Consider the following 16,492-nt stretch of genomic DNA (forward strand, 5'->3'; position numbering starts at 1 on the left):
CCTCACTCACACCCACGTCCGGGGGCGGAAACGGTTGGCCCGCTCCACCAGTTCGATGCGCTCCTCGCCGTGCTGGGCGAGCCGGGCGAGCACCCGGAACGAGCGTTCAAGGCCGAAGCGCAGTCCGCGCTCGTCCAGTTCACTGCCGAGCAGGACGGTCGCGGTGGGCCGCGCCCCGGGACTACCGGAGAGTACCCAGTCCAGCGCCGTCCCCAGTACCTCTGTGGACAACCGCGCACGGCGCACGGCGTCCAGACCGAACCCGTCGAGTGCCACGACCTGGTCGGCGGCGGCCGTCAGTTCGTCGATCAGGGGTTCGCCGGCGGCACGTCTGCGCAACCTGGCCCGTACCGCGGCGACCCGCGCCGCGGTGTAGTGGATCGAAGCCTCGGGCACCGACTCCAGGGTGCGTACGGCCCCCGTGCGGTCGCCCGCGGCGAGCTGCACCCGGGCCAGGCCGAACGCCGCGCTCACGAAGCTCGGGTCCGTCGTCCACACCAGCCGGTAGTACTCCGCGGCGTTGTCCAACTGCCGGAGCACCTCGGCGCACACGCCGAGGGCCAGCTTGGGCGCAGCCTCACCCGGGAAGGCGTCGTAGACCGCGTCGAAGGACAGCGCCGCCATCTCGTCGTCACCGGTCGCAAGAGCCGCGACCCCGCGGTACCAGACCACCCGCCAGTCATCGGGATGGTGCGCCTCCAGATCGGCCAGCGAGGTCTGTACGGAGCCGAGCTCCCCCATTTCCAGCCGCGCCCTCAGCTCGCGCAGCCGCAACTCGAGGGAGCTCGCGGGCGCGCCGCTCAAAGCGGAGATCAGTTCGGTGGGTGCGGAGGCCACCAGCCCGGCGAGGAAACCGGCGTTCGGGTCGTTCGGATCGACCCGGGGCACCGGCAGGGCCAGCGCGGTGGCCCGGGCGTCCACGGGTGTCAGATGCGGCGCCGCGGTCTCCGTGGCCACCGGGCCCGCAGCGTGAACAGCCGCGGCGCCCTTGCGCCTCGCTGCCCGAGCCCCCAGGGCCGACACCTCACCGTCCGCCTCCGCGAACAACTCGGTGTCCGTCACCCGGAGTTCCGGTCCGAACAGCGTGGACAGGGCCGGACGCGGCCGCCCCGTCTGGAGGGCCACCACCTCCCGCAGTACACCTGTCAGCTGGTCCGCCATCTCCTGCGCCGAGGCGAAGCGGCGGACCGGATCGGGGTCGGTCGCGCGGACCAGCAGCCGGTAGAAGGACTCGTACCGCCGGAACACCTCGATGTTGTCCGGATCGGGGAGCGAGTCCACGAACACATTGGTGTAGCCCTGGAAGTCGAATGTCAGCACCGCCAGGGCACGGGCCACCGTGTAGAGGTCCGAAGCGACAGATGGCCCCAGCTCGGCGACCTCGGGCGCCTGGTACCCGACAGTGCCGTAGATCGCCGAGTCGTCGTCGTCCATCCTGCGGACCGCGCCCATGTCGATCAGCTTCAGCTGGTCCTCGGTCTGGATGGCGTTGTCGACCTTGAAGTCGCAGTACAGCAGATTGCGGCTGTGCAGATGGCCGAGCGCCTCCAGGGCCTCGATCCCGTACGCGCAGGCCTGCTCGACGGGCAGTGGATCGCGCCTGCCGTCGGGCGCGCGGCGCTCGTTGGCGATCTCCTTGAGGGATTTGCCGCCGACGTACTCCATCACGATGTACCCGTCGAGCGAACCCGTGCGCGGATCGAGGTGCTCGACGAAGTTGTAGATGCGCACGATGTTCGAGTGCTCGATCTCCGCCAGGAAGCGGCGCTCGGAGATCGCGGCGGCCATCGCGTCCTGGTCCCCGGTGTCGAGCAGGCCCTTGAGGACCACCCAGCGGTCGGACACCGCACGGTCGACGGCGAGATAGATCCAGCCGAGGCCGCCGTGGGCGAGGCAGCCGATCACCTCGTACTGGCCGTGGACGATGTCACCGGCCCGCAGCTTGGGTACGAACGAGTACGGATGGCCGCACTTGGTGCAGAAGCCCTCGGTACGGCCCGGCCGTTCACCGCGTGCCCGGCCCACCGGCGCACCGCACTCGCTGCGGCTACAGAAACGCTTCCGCTCGGGAACCTCGGGGTTCTCCATCACCGCGGAACGGGGGTCGGGACGCGGCACTTCCGGTACGGCGACCAAGCCTGCGCCGAGCCGTCCCCGGCCCGACGAGGACGAGTTGGAGCCGGAGCTGCGGACCGACACGGAACGGCCTGTGGCGCGACCCGAGAGGGAACGCGACAGACGGCCCGAGACCGATCTGCGGGAGGTCGACGAACGGGAGGACCGCGACGAGCGGGAGGCCGACGACCGCGAGCCCCCCGTCAGCGAAGCCGAACCGCGGCTGTCGCCGCCTCCCCGGGCCGCGACCGCCACTCCGGTGGGCGGGGACGACAGGGTGCCGGCCGCCGAGACGACGGGGGCGAGCCCGCAGGTGTCGCAGTAGAGCTCGCCGCCGCCCATGTCCTCGTACACGCCCTCGCAGTCCGGCCGCTGGCAGGCACCCGGGCCACCGGACGAGCCGGCGCCCGTGCTCCCGGCGGCGTTCCCTCCGGCGCTCCCGGTCACCGGGGCGGAAGGGGCGAGTCCGCAGGTGTCGCAGTAGAGCTCGCCGCCGCCCATGTCCTCGTACGCGCCCTCGCAGCCGTGGCGTTCGCATGTGGCCGTCGCACTCATGATTCCCCCTGGTGACCGGTGCGGTCATGCGGTCCCGGCTGCTGCGGGACCAGGACTTCGGCAGCCGCCTGCTGGTAGCGCAGCACCGCCTGCCCGGCGACGCGCAGATCACAGGGAGCGCTCCACAGCATGCGGCGCGCCGCGTCATAGCGCTCGATCAGCAGCGGGTCCTCCGCCATGCCGTGGCGGGCCACCTTGGCCCGGTAGGCGTCGAGTCTGCCGCGCAGCTCCGCACGGACCGCGAGCGGAGCAGTCACGGCCGTCAGCGACTCGCGGGCCCGCAGCAGTTCGTCCTCCGCCTCCCGCTCCAGGGACTCCAGCAGGGGCGACAAGCGGTGCCACTGCGCATGGCGGCGGTACTCGGCCGCCGTGGCCAGACGCTCCTGAAGGGCGGTCGGGGGGCCGCTGACGGCGGGGACCTCCGACGCCGCGATCTTCGCCAGCACCTCGCCGCGCGCCGACCGGGCCTCCGAGAGGGTGCGGTCCGCCCGGGAGAGCACATCCCGCAGCCGGAGCAGCCGCTCCTCCGAGTCCTGGCGTACCGCGAGCACTGCCTCGATCTCCCGGCGGACGTCCTCCAGGGCACGCGCCGCCCGGTCATAGCGGTCGGTGTCCGGTCTGCCGCCACCGGGCGCCGAACTCATCGGCGCGGGCGACCAGAACGCCAGGGGGTCGGACACCACCTGCGCGCGCAAGGCCGACAGCTCTTGCGTGATCGACTCCAGGTCGTCTCCCGCGGGGTGCTCACCCGGCCGCACCCCGACGGAGTGCGCGAGGGAGCGGGTGCGCTGGAGCTCGGCGGAGAGCAGATCGATCCGCGCGGGCAGCGCGGACCAGACCGCGTCGGCGGCGACGACCATGTCCAGCGAGCGTGCGTACAGCTGGTTCATCCGGCTCACCAGGTCCTCCAGGGAGAACCGTTCGGAGAGCTTGGCCGGTCCGGTGAGGGTGGGGGAGGCGGCCGCGGCCGGACTGGGCACGGTGACGCCCGGGCCCCGCAGCCGGTCGGTGAGGGCGACCAGGTCGTCCCGGTTCGGCCAGCGGCGCCGGGCCCGCAGCTCACGCGCGGAGTTCAGCGCGGCCGAGTAGGCGTCGAAGTAGTTCCACAGCAGCGTGATCGCCTGCTCGGTGGACGCCCAGCGGTCCTTGGTGACCCCCGTCAGCTCCGCACCCTCCAGCAGCCTGCGGCCCGCGTGGTCCTGGAGGGCGAGCAGCGAGGTCTCGATCGCCTCGTACTCCTCACCGAGCCGCGCCAGAGCACGGTCCACCTCGTCCCGGTCCATGACCGGACCTGGGTGTTCCCCCGCCCGTCCGGGGGAGGCTCCCGCGACGCCCATCGATCACTTCTCCGCTCGTCTGCTCACGCTCGTCTGCTCTGGCTCGTCCTTGCGCCTTCGCTCCGGTACCTCAACTGCTTGTTCCGGTACCTCAATCGTTCCGGTACTTCGGCGCGGGCGGCCCGGGTATGCCGGGGAGATCCGCCTCGAGCCACTTCGTGTACGCCGCCATCCACGGGCCTCTGCGGTAGCTGTCGAGCACCTTGTTGACCCGGCGGACGAGGTCGTCGTTGCCCAGTTTCGCGGCCACGCCGTAGAACTCGGTGGTGAAGGGCTTCCCGCCCTTCAGCTCGATGGCCGGGTCCTGCGCCGCCTGACCGGCCCCGAGGGCGGCGTCGGTCACCACCGCGTCCACCTCGCCCAGTTGCAGCCGGACCAGGCAGTCGAGCTGGTTGGGCACGGTCAGCCGGTCCCTGTCCTCGGGCCCGCCGTCGCCCTCGTCCTTGAACACCGCGCCGTACGACTTCTTCTCCAGCGCCTCGTACGCCGTCGAGCCCTCCGCCGAGCAGACCCTGCGGCCCGCGAGGGTCTTGTTGTAGCCGGTGATCGCGGATTCCTTGGGGGCGAGCACCTGCTGGCCCGTCTGGAAGTACGCGGTGGAGAAGGCGACCTGCTTGATACGGGCGCAGTTGATCGTCATCGTGCGGACGACCAGGTCGACGGTGCCGTTCTCCAGCGCGGGTATGCGCTGGTTGGTGGGGATGGCGCGGAAGATGACGGCGTCCTCGTCGCCGAGTATGTCCCCGGCGATGGCCCGGGCGAGATCGATGTCGAAGCCCTCCAGCCGGCCGTCCGCCCTGCGGTAGCCCCAGCGATAGCTGTTCTGGTCGACACCGACGACGAGTCTGCCGCGCTGCTTGATCGCGTCGATCGCGGGACCGTCGGCGGCGGATGCCGGCAGCGAGGCCTCCGGGTCGGTGCAGTCGGCGGCCTTCCCGGAGACCGCGGCGGGTACCGGGGCACCCGCGGTGTCCTTCGAACCGCCGCCCGGACGAGAACCGCCCCACGGGAGCGGCGACACGACCAGGGACACCGCCACCGCGCACATGACGGCCATCGCGGTGATCCCGCCCCAGCCCCGCAAGCGGCCCGTGCCGTTCGGTGAGCGGTCCGGCTCCTTTCCGGCTGCGCCGTCCATCTCCCCCCCTCTCACCGGTACTCCGAAAGCCTGCGGCCGATGCCCAGCATCGCACCCGCGGCGCCGAGCACGGCGAGCGCCGCCGCACCGGCCGGCAGGCCGGTCAGCGCGTCACGGCCGCTCGTGGCCGCGGCGGTGAACTCCGCCTGCTCGTGCGCGAGAGCCTTTTCGAGCGCCGCGTCCACCCGATCGAAGGAGGCGCCCGTCGACGCCTTGCCGCCGATCACCTTGGCCAGGGCACCTGCGTAGTCACCCGCCTTGTCGGTGTCGGCGGCCGACTGGTGCCGGGTCGTCCACTCCGACACCGCCGATGTGGCATCCAGCACCGGGGTGCGCCCCTCGCCGTCGTCCGCGAGGCCCTCCGCCTGGTCCAGGGAGGTGCGTAGCCGCTCCATGCCCGCCTTGTAGTCGGTCTCGTACTTGTCGCTCTTGCCGTCCGCCGTGAGCACCGCACCCCGCGCGACCAGTGTCAGGTTCTCGTTCGCCCTGGCCTTGAGGCCGTCGATACGGGCGTCGTTGAGCACCTTCAGCGACTGCTGGCCGTGTGCGCGGGCATCGTGCAGTTCGGCCCTGGCCACGGTGTGCCCGATCGCCAGCCACAGCAGGACCACCGTGGACGCGGCGCTCGCGGCCAGCAGTCCGTGGTTGAACACCCGGTTGGTCAGCAGGTAGTTGCGCCGCTGGGCCCAGAACAGGGTGCCCAGGAGCAGCACGCCGAACCCCAGCGACAGGAAGGGCCAGAGCTGGGCGGCGCCATGGTCCTCGTCGAGGCGCTCCGTCTCCGCGTCGTAGAGCTTCTGGGCGGCGGGCAGCAGCTCGGTGGTCATCTGCTGGTTCGCGTACCGGAGGTAGGCGCCGCCCAGGGGGAGGCCCTGGCGGTTGTTGGCGCGGGCCCGCTCGACCAGGCCGGTGTAGCGGGGGAGATGTTCGTTGAGCGCGGCTATGTAGCGGCCGGACTCGGTCGAACCGTCCGTGTTGGCAGCCGCGTTGACGAGCAGCCGCGCGGCGTTCGCGATGTCCCGGTGGTAGCGCTCCCGCATGTCGGCCGGCTCCTGGGCACCGGCCAGGAACCCGCTCGCGGCGGCCGTGTCCGCGTCCGCGAGCGAGCGGTAGATGCTCGCCGCGTCGGCGCTCAGCGGCTGGCTGCGGCTCACCACGTCATCGGCCGCCGACGCCCGGTCGGCGATCTGGAAGGCGGTCACGGCACCGAACGCCACCAGCAGCGCGGCCAGCACGGCGCCGATGATCCGCAGTCGGCCCGGCTCCGTCACGGCCGCCGCGCGCAACCGCGCCGAGGTCTCCGCCCAGGCACTGCGCCGCAGCGGGGCACCGGCGTCCGGCGGCGTCACGGCGGCCTCGGAGGCAGCGGCGGCGCGTGCCAGCGCGGTGCTCCCGGGCGGTGGCGCGGACTGGTCGCCCGACGGCAGCGATACGGGCCCGGACTGGGGTCCGGGTACCGGTTGCGGCCCTGGCGTGGGCTGCGGTCTGGGCCCGGGCAGTGGTCCGGCCGCGGGCCGCGGGCCCGGGTGCCCCGACGGCGCGGGGACCTGCCCGCCCGACGGCGCGGGGACCTGCCCGCCCGACGGCGTGGGCGGGCCCGCGCTCGGTGTCTGTGTCACCCTCTGACCTCCCCCTTGGTCATCGACGGCTCCCCTGCCCCCTCGTGCCGGGAGACGACTGGATCTTTAGCTATCTCGTCCGTCCCGTCAATGCCGCTCGCCCTCTGCCGTCCGCCAACGCTCTCCCTGCCCGTCACCTGCGGCGCCTACACGCCCCGCACACATACGAACACGCGCCCTCGCCAGGGCCGGTTCCGCGAGGGCGGCGTCAGCAGCCGGAGCTGCCCGCGTAGTACGCCCGCAGTCTGCCCTTCGCCGCCACAGGCGCCCCCAACCGGTCCAGCCCGAGCAGCGCCGCCCCCAGCACCGGAGGCGCGGTCACCACCGAGACGGCCGCCCTCGGCGCGCGGGCGGCCATCAGTCCGGTGATCCGGGCCTCCAGCCGGGGGTGACGGGCCGCCAGGACACTGCCGCCGAGCACCACGGGCACCTCCTCGCCGAACTGGCCGGGCCCACCGTCCTCGCCGGGCCCCCCGTGCTCGCCGAGCAGGCCGAGCCGGTCCAGGGCCACCGACGCCATGGCGACCACCTCGTCCGCCAGCCGGTCCACGATCGCCCCGGCCACCCGGTCGCCCGCTGCGGCCACGGAGAACAGGACCGGAGTGAGCTCGAGCCGCCGCCCCGTCTCCACAACGCCCAGATGAAGCTCCTCGATCAGTGCGTACATCGACTCCAGGCCGAAGTGGGCCGGAAGCGCCCGCGCCAGCTCCGTGGGCTCCCCCCGCCCGTCCTCCGCCCGCGCCGCGAACCACAGCGCCTCGTCGGCGAGCCCCGCGCCACCGCCCCAGTCGCCCGAGAGCCTGCCGAGCGCGGGAAACCGCGCGGTGCGACCGTCCGGGAGCAGCCCCACGCAGTTGATGCCCGCGCCGCACACCACGGCGACCCCCTTCGGCTCGTCGGTCGCGGCCCTCAGCACCGCGAAGGTGTCGTTGCGCGCCGCCGACGTACGACCCCAGGAACGGGCTCGCAGCGCGGCGGCCAACCGCTCCTCCTCGACAGGCAGATCGGCGCCCGCGAGCGCGGCCGACACATGCTCGACGTCCCCCGTACCGGCTCGTGCGAGGGCCTGCCCCACTGTGCGCCCGAGCACGTCGAATGCCGCCTCGACACCGGTGCGTGCCGGCTGGAAGCCGCCACCGCGGGCGGTGGCCAGCACCGAGCCGTCGGCCCCGACCACGGCCGCGTCCGTCTTGCTGTTGCCCGCGTCGATCGCGAGGACCGCGGCGCTCACGCCCACGTCAGGTGCTCCGTGTTGTGGGCGACCAGCCGGTCGGTGAGTGCCTCGGCGTACCCGTACTGGCCGACCAGCGGGTGCGCGAGCAGCGCCCTGAACACGCGGTCCCGGCCGCCGCGCACCGCCGCCTCCAGGGCGAGCCGCTCATACGCGGCGACCTGGGCGATCAGCCCGGCGTACAGAGGGTCGGGTCCCGGCACGGGCAGCGGCCGCGCGCCGCCGGGGCCGACCGCGGCCTGCACCTCGATCACCGTGTCGTCGGGGAGGAAGGGCAGCGTGCCGTCGTTGTAGGTGTTGACCACCTGGTAGGGGCTGCCCCCGGCGCCGAGCAGCGCCGCGGCCAGCTCGACCGCCGCCTCCGAGTAGTACGCCCCGCCCCGGGAGGCCAGCAGCTCCGGCTTCTCGTCGAGAGCCGGATCGCCGTACATCTCCAGAAGGCGGCGCTCCATGGCGGCGACCTCGGCGGCCCGCGGCGGCTTGCTGCGTGACTCCTCCACGACCTCGTCGTGTGCGTAGAAGTAGCGCAGGTAGTACGAGGGGACCGCGCCGAGACGGTCCAGGATCCGGCGCGGCAGCCGCAGCGCGCCGGCGAGGGCGTCACCGTGCCGGGTGAGCAGCTCCGGCAGGACGTCCTCACCCTCCGGGCCGCCGATGCGCACCCCCGTCTCCCAGGTCAGGTGGTTCAGCCCCAGGTGTTCCAGATGCACCTCCCCCGGGGCCACCCCCAGCAGCCCGGCGAACCTCCGCTGGAAGCCGATCGCGACATTGCACAGCCCGACGGCTCGGTGTCCGGCCTGGAGCAGCGCCCGGGTCACGATGCCGACCGGATTGGTGAAGTCGATGATCCAGGCCCGGGGGCTTGCCCGTCGCACCCGCTCGGCGATGTCCAGCACCACGGGGACCGTGCGCAGCGCCTTGGCCAGCCCACCCGCGCCCGTGGTCTCCTGCCCCACGCAGCCGCACTCCAGCGGCCAGGTCTCGTCCTGCTCCCGGGCGGCCTGTCCGCCGACGCGCAGCTGGAGCAGTACGGCGTCGGCCCCGGCCACCCCGCCGTCGAGGTCGCCTGTGGTCGTGACGGCCGCGGGGTGCCCCTGTCGGGCGAGGATCCGCCGGGCCAGCCCCCCGACCAGCTCCAGCCGGTCCGCGGCGGGGTCGATGAGGACCAGCTCACCGAGCGGCAGGACATCCCTGAGCCGGGCGAAGCCGTCGACCAGTTCGGGCGTGTAGGTGGAGCCGCCGCCGACCACGGCGAGCTTCATGGGTCTCATGCACCCGTCCTACCCATCCGGGGGCGGAGGGCTGCGCGGGGCTACTTGGTCAGCGGGGACGCGGCAACCGACTGCGGCGAGGTGCTCGATGCATAGGCGGACGGCGCGGCAATGCCCGCGGTCGGGTCCTTGGCCGGCTGCTCCTCATCGGTCTGGGCCGGCAGCCCGCCGACGATCCGGATGCCCGCCTCGTCGAACGCGTGCTTGATCCGCCAGCGCAGCTCCCGCTCCACCCCGAGGGCCTTGCCGGGCATGGTCTTCACGGAGACGGAGACGGTCATCCGGTCCAGCAGCACCTCCGTCAGGCCCAGTACCTCGACCGGACCCCACAGGCGCTCGTTCCAGGGCTCGTCCTTGGCCATCCCGGCCGCGGCATGCTCGATGGTCTTCCTGACCGTGTCGAGGTCCTCCGTCGGACGCACGTTCACATCGACGGACGCGGTGGCCCAGCCCTGGCTCAGGTTTCCGATCCGCTTGACCTCGCCATTGCGGACGTACCAGATCTCTCCGCTGTCCCCGCGCAGCTTGGTGACCCGCAGTCCCACCTCGATCACCTCGCCGGAGGCGACACCCGCGTCGACGGTGTCGCCGACGCCGTACTGGTCCTCCAGGATCATGAACACACCGGAGAGGAAGTCGGTGACCAGATTCCGGGCACCGAAGCCCAGCGCCACACCCGCCACACCCGCGGAGGCGAGCAGCGGGGCGAGATTGATGTCCAGCGCCCCGAGGACCATCAGGCCCGCCGTGCCGAGGATCAGGAACGACGCCACCGAACGCAGCACCGAACCGATCGCCTCCGAGCGCTGACGGCGGCGCTCGGCGTTCACCAGAAGTCCGCCGAGTGCCGTGCCCTCGACGGCCTGGACGCTGCGGTTCATCCGCTCGATCAGCTTGGTGAGGGCCCTGCGGACGAAGATCCGCAGCACCACGGCGACTACCACGATCAGCAGGATCTGCAGACCGACGTTCAACCAAGTGGACCAGTTCTGCTCCACCCAGCTCGCGGCGTCGTTGGCCCGCTCCGCGGCCTCGTCGAGGGTGACGGGCGGGGGGGACGGATCGGCGGCCAGGGACACGACTGGTACCTCCAGGTCTTGCTACGGCTTCACCACACTAACGGGGGATTCTTCGTGACCCCGGCGTTATCTGCGACGGAGAGACAAGGGTCACTCGGGGACGTTCCGGGCGGTATGGAAGGCCTGGATGTGGCCGACCACACACAAAATCGTCCCGGCCCGTTACAGGCACGTAGTGGCGCTTCGACCAGGCAGGAGGAGAGACTGGGGAGCAGATCGTCCCGGCGCGAGCCACGCGCCGCCGGCGTACAAGGAGGCATCCGTGCCGCATGTCCTGGTCCTCAACGCGTCGTACGAGCCCCTCGGCGTCGTACCGCTCCGCCGCGCGCTCGTCCTCGTCCTCGAGAACAAGGCCATCTGCCTCGAGGAGTCCGGCGCCTTCATGCACAGTGCCACCCGAGCGATCCCCGCGCCCAGCGTGGTGAGGCTCAAGCGCTTTGTGCGGGTCCCCTACCGGGGGCCCGTTCCTCTGACCCGGCGCGCGCTGTTCGCGCGTGACGGCGGCCGCTGCATGTACTGCGGTGGCGTCGCGACCAGCGTCGACCACGTCATTCCGCGCAGCCGCGGGGGTCAGCACGTCTGGGACAACGTGGTGGCGGCCTGCCGCCGGTGCAACCACGTCAAGGCCGACCGGCACCTGCACGAGGTGGGCTGGCGGCTGCGGCACCAGCCGGCTCCGCCGAGCGGGCTGGCGTGGCGGATCATCGGGACCGGGCATAGGGACCCGCGCTGGTTGCCCTACCTGCAACCGTACGGCGCGGATGACGTGATGGCCCGGATCGACGGCGTCTCAGCCTGAGACCGGGCCTTTGTGTTGCCCGGTGCCCCCGTGGCGCGGCGACCGTTCAACTCCCGTGCGTGACGCAGAATGTGACACGGAACACGTTGAGACGGGGTGTACGTCTGCGGCTCTGCCCAATGGGTAGGGCTGCAGTAATCCCGTACACCAACCGTTTGCGCACCTCGAGGAGGCCTCCGTGGCCACGTCCGCACCGCTTCGGCTCACCACTCTGTCCAAACAGGTGCCGGGGCCGCTCACGAGCGAGCCCGCGCTCTGTGTCGCCGCCCCGCTGACCAGCGAGCCCGCGGTCCATCTCGCCGCCCCGCTGACGAGCGAGCCGCCCCTCGCCGACGCCCTGCCGCTGACCAGCGAGCCCCCGCTCACCGCCGCCGCACCCCTCACCAGCGAACCCACCGCCCCCGGCCCGGCCGGCGGCTCGGAGTCCCCAGGAGTCTGAATGGGCCTGGACCGCCTGGCCGCGTTGCACGGTGTCGCCACCTCCCACTCCCCGTCCCCCGGCGTCACCGTCCCGGTCCCCGAGGCCACGGTGGTCGCGGTCCTCGCCGCGCTGGGCGTCGACGCCTCCACTCCGGAGGCCGTCCGCTCCGCGCTCACCGATGCCGACGCCGCCGCGGCGGACCGGTTGCTCCCCCCGACGGTCGTGCTCTGGCTCCCGGCACCCGGGCTCCCCGCCCCGGAACCACCCGTCACCTTCCCGCCCGGCACCCGGGTGCGGGTCCGGCTGGAGGACGGCGGCGGCACACGGTCATGGCGCGAGCCGTCCTCCGTCGGCGCCGACCGGGCGGCACCGGACGTGGACGCGTCGGCCCCATGGGCCATGCTGCCCACCGGAGTGCATCGCCTGGACGTGCGCACCCCGGACGGCCGCACGGCCAGGGCCGGTCTGGTGGTCGCCCCCGACGCCGTGGCACAGCCCCCGCGGCGCGTGCACGGGTTCCTCGTCCAGCTCTACTCCCTGCTGTCGGGGCGTTCCTGGGGCATGGGCGACCTCGGTGATCTCGCCGAGCTCGCGAGCTGGGCGGGACGCTCGCTCGGTGCCGGGTTCGTCCAGGTGAACCCGCTGCACGCGGCCGTGCCCGGAGCGCCCACCGACCCCTCCCCGTACCGGCCGAGCTCCCGTCGCTTCCCCGATCCGGTGCATCTGCGGATCGAGGACATCCCGGAGTACGCCTATGTCACGGGCCAGGACCGCCCGCCGCTGGAGGCGCTCGTCGAGAAGGCGGCCGGACTGCGTGCCTCGGTACTGGACAAGGGCGCGCTGATCGACCGGGACGCCGTGTGGGGGCTCAAGGCCCAGGCGCTGGAGCTGGTCCACCGCGTGCCGCTGGGGCCAGGCCGGCGTGCCGCCTACTGCGACTTCCTCGCCGCACAGGGCCAGGCGCTGGACGACCACGCCACCTGGTGCGCGCTGGCGGAGGTGTACGGCTCCGACTGGCACCGCTGGCCGACGGGCCTGAGGGACCCCCGCTCCACGGAGACCGCCCGGGCCCGGGGCGAGCTGATGGACCGGGTCGACTTCCACTGCCGGCTGGCCTGGCTCACCGACGAGCAGCTGGCAGCCGCGTCGCGCGCCGCCCGGGAGGCGGGAATGCCCGTAGGGGTCGTGCACGACCTCGCCGTGGGCGTCCACCCCGGTGGTGCGGACGCCTGGGCCCAGCAGGATGTCTTCGCCGGGGGGATGTCGATCGGGGCGCCCCCCGACGCCTTCAACGCCCGCGGGCAGGACTGGGGCCTGCCCCCGTGGCGGCCCGACGCCCTCGCGGCCCTGGACTACGCCCCGTACCGCGGGCTGCTCCGGGGGCTGCTCCGCCATGCGGGGGCCCTGCGACTCGACCATGTCATGGGCCTCTTCCGGCTCTGGTGGGTGCCGGTGGGCGCCGAGCCGACCGACGGCACATACGTCCGGTACGACGCGGAGGCAATGCTCGCCGTCCTGGTGCTGGAGGCGCGACGGGCGGGAGCCGTGGTCATAGGGGAGGATCTCGGCACGGTCGAGCCCGGCGTCCGGGAGGCCCTGGCGCGCCGCGGGGTCCTCGGCACGTCCGTGCTCTGGTTCGAGCGCGACTGGGCCGGGTCGGGGCGCCCGCTGCCCGCGGAGGAGTGGCGGGAGGGCTGTGTGGCGACGGCCACCACCCACGACCTGCCGTCCACCGCCGCCCGGCTCAGCGGCGACCATGTGGCGCTGCGCCACCGCCTCGGACTTCTCGCACGGCCGCTGGAGCAGGAGCACCGGGACGGGTCGGCGGAGGTGGCGGAGTGGCTGGCGTATCTGGCCAGGCTGGGGCTGCTTCCCGAGGGCAGGCTCGACGAGGAGGGCGGGATCCGTGCCGTCTACCGCTTTCTGCTCCGTACGTCCGCGCGGATGGTGGGCGTCTGGCTGCCGGACACGGTGGGGGACCGAAGACCCCAGAACCTCCCGGGCACCTGGGACCAGTATCCGAACTGGCGGCTGCCCGTCGCCGACGCCGAGGGCCGTCCGCTGAGCATCGAGGCCCTGGCGGCCTCGCCCCGGCTGCATGCCCTGATGGAGGTGTTCCGGCCGCGGCCCGCGGCGGGGTCCGAGGGGGCCGGTTCCCGTACGGGCACCCCGGGCGCGCGGCGCGCTTAGTGGTTCGCTACGTTTGCACCGTGGACAAGAAGAACGCCCTGCGCGCCGGCGCCGTCGCGGCCGGTACGACGCTGATGATGCTGCTCATGTCGTCCCCCGCGCTCGCGCTGACCCGCGACGACGGTGACGACCCGGGTCCCGGTCTGAGCGTGATCCAGACGGTCGGCCTGTACGTGGTGCTGCCGATCGTGCTGTTCCTGGTGATCGCGGGCCTGGTCATGGTGCTGGACAAGTCCGACCGGCCCCGTTCCGCCCGCAAGCAGGCCTGAGACGGCGCGCGGCTCAGCGCTGCACTGCGCCGCACGGCGGCACACCGAGACATACGCCTGAGGGCGCCCGACGGAAGCACTCCGTCGGGCGCCCTCAGGCGTATGCGCACGCCCACGCTCTCCTAGCCGAGCGTCACCCGGAGCTCGCGCTGGGGGCAGGGCAGGCTTCCGCTTCCGGCGTAGGGCGCATGAGCCGGACCACCGGGGCACGGCGGCCCCGGCCGTCCGGCCGGCGCGCCGGCAGCTCGGTCAGAGTCCCGCGGCGTACAGCAGCCGGTTGGGCGAGCCCGGCGAGAGGCTGCGGATCGCGCTCTTGGTGGCCTGGCCGACGAGCCAGTTGCTGACGGCTTCCGCACCGGCATCCGGGTGAGCGCTGCGGTAGAGCGCAGCCACCCCCGCCACATGCGGGGCCGCCATCGACGTACCGCTCATCTCGGTGCTGCCACCACCCAGCAGCGCGGAGACGATCTCGGTACCGGGGGCGTAGAGGTCCAGGCACTTGCCGTAGTTGCTGAAGTCCGCCTCGGTGTCCGTACGATCGGTCGCGCCGACCGTGACGACCCGCGGTGTGCTGGCGGGCGAGGTCCGGCACGCGTCGTCGGCCGAGTTGCCCGCCGCGATGACCGGCAGCACACCTCGGGCGAAGACGGCGTCGGCCGCACCGTTCACGGAAGGGGACTTGGCGCCGCCGAGCGAGGCGGTCAGCACGGACTGCGGCTTGGCGTTGCGGGCCACCCAGTCGAGACCGGCGATGATCCCGGACCAGGCACCGACACCGTCGCAGTCGAGGACCCGCACGCTCACCAGGGTGGCCTGCCGGGCGAACCCGTAGGTCGCCCCGCCCACCGTGCCCGCGACATGGGTGCCATGGCCGTCGCAGTCCCGTCCGCGGCGGCCATCGCCCACCGAGTCGAAGCCGTAGACGGCGCGCCCGCCGAACTCACTGTGCTTGTAGTCGATCCCGGTGTCGACGACGTAGACGGTGGCGCCCTTGCCGGTCGAGGTGGCGGCGAACTGCCCGTCCAGAGGGAGTTTCCGCTGGTCGGCGCGGTCGAGTCCCCAACTCGCCGCCAGTACCGACCGCCGTGGCACGGGACCGGCCGGGAACGGGTGGGGGTGCGCCGACGGTGCCCGGTGGACGGACACCTTGGAGTCCTCCTCCACCGCCGCGACCCCTGCGGCCAGCCGCACCGCCGCGAGCTGTTCCTTGCTCAGCCTCGCGGAGAAGCCGCGCATGGCCTTGTTGTACGTGTAGCGGGCCTTCACTCCGGCGCGCTGTGCGACGGCCGCGGCATCGGCCCCGGTCTCCAGGGAGACGATGTAGCTCCCCCTGAGCGGCTCGTCGGCCAGGTGCAGCGGCGCGGGACCCGGCCTCGGTTCGGCCCCGCGGTCCTGGGCGGTGGCGGCCTGCCCGGGGGCGGTCAGGGTCAGGGCGGCGAGCAGCGCGGTGGCCGCCCCACGCGCGAACAGTCGCATGGGTACTCCAATCAGAACGATGATCACTTCACCGTTCCTTTCGACCTGGTCACGCGGCTACTTGAGTCCCTGTCAGCCGATCGCCCCCTCCAGGAGGTTGTGAAATCAACCACAACTTTACCGTTTCTTGGTGTGGTTCCTACGCCCGTTCGGACAACCTCGCATGCAACGGCGGTAACCACCGTGGGCTGGCTGGGCCCCTGACCACAGTTCAGTTCTTCCTTCCTGCGGCCTGGTTCACCGATCCCCCCTGCACCATCTGAAAGGCACCAGAATGACCAAACACCGCGTCCTGAGGAACGGCGGCCGGATCGTCGCCGCGGCAGCGGCCATATGCGCCGTCACTGCGGCGTCCACATCTCCTGCGGCGGCAGACGACCAGCCGACACGTGAGCAACTCACGGCGGACTGCGCCTCGGGTGAGGGCAAGTGCACCTTCAACTCGCCCGTGCTCGGCAAGGCCTACCTCGGGAAGTTCCACCAGGTTTCCGACGCGCTCTACAACTGCAGCAGCTCGACGGCCACCCAGTCCATGAGCTGGAGCGACAGCGTGGGTTCCACCGACTCGGTGGGCGTGTCGGTCACCGCGGGCGGCAACATCGCCGGGATCGTGGACCTGAGCGTGACGGCGACGTACAACCACAGCTGGACCAGCACGCACACGGAGGACAGCTCGCTCACCATGACCGTGAGGCCCGGTGAGGTGGGCTGGATCTCCCGCGCCCAGGTGATGCAGGAGGTCTCCGGCACCTGGCAGACCCACTACGACAGCCCCAAGTGGGGTCACTACTACTGGTTCTTCGGCGACACCATCACCGGTCCCGCCAAGAACGGCACGGACGGCGTGAGCAACGCCGTGGTCGTCAAGAGCCGCAAGATGACCAGCGCCGAGAAGAAGTCCTGCTCGGCTGGTGAGAAGGCCGGAAAGGCGTTCGTCCAGCAACGCTGACACGGCCTGACACGGCCTGACACGGCCTGACACTGCTGGTACA

13 protein-coding genes are annotated in these 16,492 nt (G+C 72.4%); 5 read left to right on the forward strand and 8 right to left on the reverse strand.

All coding sequences use genetic code 11. The features are described 5' to 3' along the window. Nucleotides 1-6 precede the first annotated feature (6 nt). The 7 genes from ACFV6V_RS13760 to ACFV6V_RS13790 form a co-directional block, all read right to left on the reverse strand. Entirely contained in the window at nt 7-2,670 is a 2,664-nt protein-coding gene (locus tag ACFV6V_RS13760; RefSeq protein ID WP_385563650.1) for a tetratricopeptide repeat protein, read from the reverse strand. Next, a complete protein-coding gene (locus tag ACFV6V_RS13765) occupies nt 2,667-4,007 on the reverse strand; it encodes a hypothetical protein (protein ID WP_385563652.1) in 1,341 nt (446 codons plus the stop codon). Before ACFV6V_RS13765 ends, ACFV6V_RS13760 begins: the two co-directional genes overlap by 4 nt. A 91-nt stretch (nt 4,008-4,098) precedes the next feature. After that, entirely contained in the window at nt 4,099-5,145 is a 1,047-nt protein-coding gene (locus tag ACFV6V_RS13770) for a glutamate ABC transporter substrate-binding protein (protein ID WP_385563655.1), read from the reverse strand. Between the two features lie 11 nt (nt 5,146-5,156). Then, entirely contained in the window at nt 5,157-6,494 is a 1,338-nt protein-coding gene (locus ACFV6V_RS13775) for a hypothetical protein (RefSeq protein ID WP_385563744.1), read from the reverse strand. 478 nt (nt 6,495-6,972) lie between these two features. Then, nucleotides 6,973-8,001 carry an N-acetylglucosamine kinase gene (locus tag ACFV6V_RS13780; RefSeq protein WP_385563658.1) on the reverse strand — a complete coding sequence of 343 codons (1,029 nt, stop codon included), beginning with the start codon at nt 7,999-8,001 and terminating at the stop codon, nt 6,973-6,975. Then, a complete protein-coding gene (locus tag ACFV6V_RS13785) occupies nt 7,992-9,257 on the reverse strand; it encodes a 6-phospho-beta-glucosidase (RefSeq protein ID WP_385563747.1) in 1,266 nt (421 codons plus the stop codon). Before ACFV6V_RS13785 ends, ACFV6V_RS13780 begins: the two co-directional genes overlap by 10 nt. Before the next feature lie 50 nt (nt 9,258-9,307). Next, on the reverse strand, nt 9,308-10,345 hold the full coding sequence (locus ACFV6V_RS13790) for a mechanosensitive ion channel family protein (RefSeq protein ID WP_385563661.1): 1,038 nt from the start codon (nt 10,343-10,345) through the stop codon (nt 9,308-9,310). A gap of 262 nt (nt 10,346-10,607) precedes the next feature. Between ACFV6V_RS13790 and ACFV6V_RS13795 the strand changes: the two genes are divergently transcribed. The 4 genes from ACFV6V_RS13795 to ACFV6V_RS13810 all read left to right on the forward strand — a co-directional run bounded on the left by ACFV6V_RS13795 (nt 10,608) and on the right by ACFV6V_RS13810 (nt 14,024). Next, nucleotides 10,608-11,144, forward strand: coding sequence for an HNH endonuclease (locus ACFV6V_RS13795; protein WP_361279630.1), 537 nt, complete (start codon nt 10,608-10,610; stop codon nt 11,142-11,144). A gap of 178 nt (nt 11,145-11,322) precedes the next feature. Then, nucleotides 11,323-11,583 carry a hypothetical protein gene (locus tag ACFV6V_RS13800; protein WP_385563664.1) on the forward strand — a complete coding sequence of 87 codons (261 nt, stop codon included), beginning with the start codon at nt 11,323-11,325 and terminating at the stop codon, nt 11,581-11,583. Beyond that, entirely contained in the window at nt 11,584-13,755 is a 2,172-nt protein-coding gene (gene malQ / locus ACFV6V_RS13805; protein WP_385563667.1) for a 4-alpha-glucanotransferase, read from the forward strand. Nucleotides 13,756-13,775: 20 nt separating this feature from the next. Continuing rightward, on the forward strand, nt 13,776-14,024 hold the full coding sequence (locus ACFV6V_RS13810) for a hypothetical protein (RefSeq protein WP_361279627.1): 249 nt from the start codon (nt 13,776-13,778) through the stop codon (nt 14,022-14,024). Nucleotides 14,025-14,273: 249 nt separating this feature from the next. Here the strand turns inward: ACFV6V_RS13810 and ACFV6V_RS13815 are convergent, their stop codons facing one another. Further along, complete coding sequence (locus ACFV6V_RS13815; RefSeq protein ID WP_385563669.1) at nt 14,274-15,500, reverse strand: S8 family peptidase; 1,227 nt, start codon at nt 15,498-15,500, stop codon at nt 14,274-14,276. A 274-nt stretch (nt 15,501-15,774) separates the two neighbouring features. Here ACFV6V_RS13815 and ACFV6V_RS13820 point away from each other — a divergent pair, with 274 nt between their 5' ends. Further along, nucleotides 15,775-16,449: a hypothetical protein gene (locus tag ACFV6V_RS13820; RefSeq protein WP_385563671.1), complete on the forward strand. Its 675-nt coding sequence runs from the start codon at nt 15,775-15,777 to the stop codon at nt 16,447-16,449. The last annotated feature ends 43 nt before the right edge of the window (nt 16,450-16,492 follow it).

Source organism: Streptomyces sp. NPDC059828 (genome assembly GCF_042731955.1).
In the GTDB taxonomy this organism is placed as follows: Bacteria; Actinomycetota; Actinomycetes; order Streptomycetales; family Streptomycetaceae; genus Streptomyces.

What these genes read in the sequence shown, in the direction of transcription:
- ACFV6V_RS13760 (WP_385563650.1), bottom strand. Translation starts at nt 2,670, where the DNA reads ATGAGTGCGACGGCCACATGCGAACGCCACGGCTGCGAGGGCGCGTAC.
- ACFV6V_RS13765 (WP_385563652.1), bottom strand. Translation starts at nt 4,007, where the DNA reads ATGGGCGTCGCGGGAGCCTCCCCCGGACGGGCGGGGGAACACCCAGGT.
- ACFV6V_RS13770 (WP_385563655.1), bottom strand. Translation starts at nt 5,145, where the DNA reads ATGGACGGCGCAGCCGGAAAGGAGCCGGACCGCTCACCGAACGGCACG.
- ACFV6V_RS13785 (WP_385563747.1), bottom strand. Translation starts at nt 9,257, where the DNA reads ATGAAGCTCGCCGTGGTCGGCGGCGGCTCCACCTACACGCCCGAACTG.
- malQ (WP_385563667.1), top strand. Translation starts at nt 11,584, where the DNA reads ATGGGCCTGGACCGCCTGGCCGCGTTGCACGGTGTCGCCACCTCCCAC.
- ACFV6V_RS13815 (WP_385563669.1), bottom strand. Translation starts at nt 15,500, where the DNA reads ATGCGACTGTTCGCGCGTGGGGCGGCCACCGCGCTGCTCGCCGCCCTG.
- ACFV6V_RS13820 (WP_385563671.1), top strand. Translation starts at nt 15,775, where the DNA reads ATGACCAAACACCGCGTCCTGAGGAACGGCGGCCGGATCGTCGCCGCG.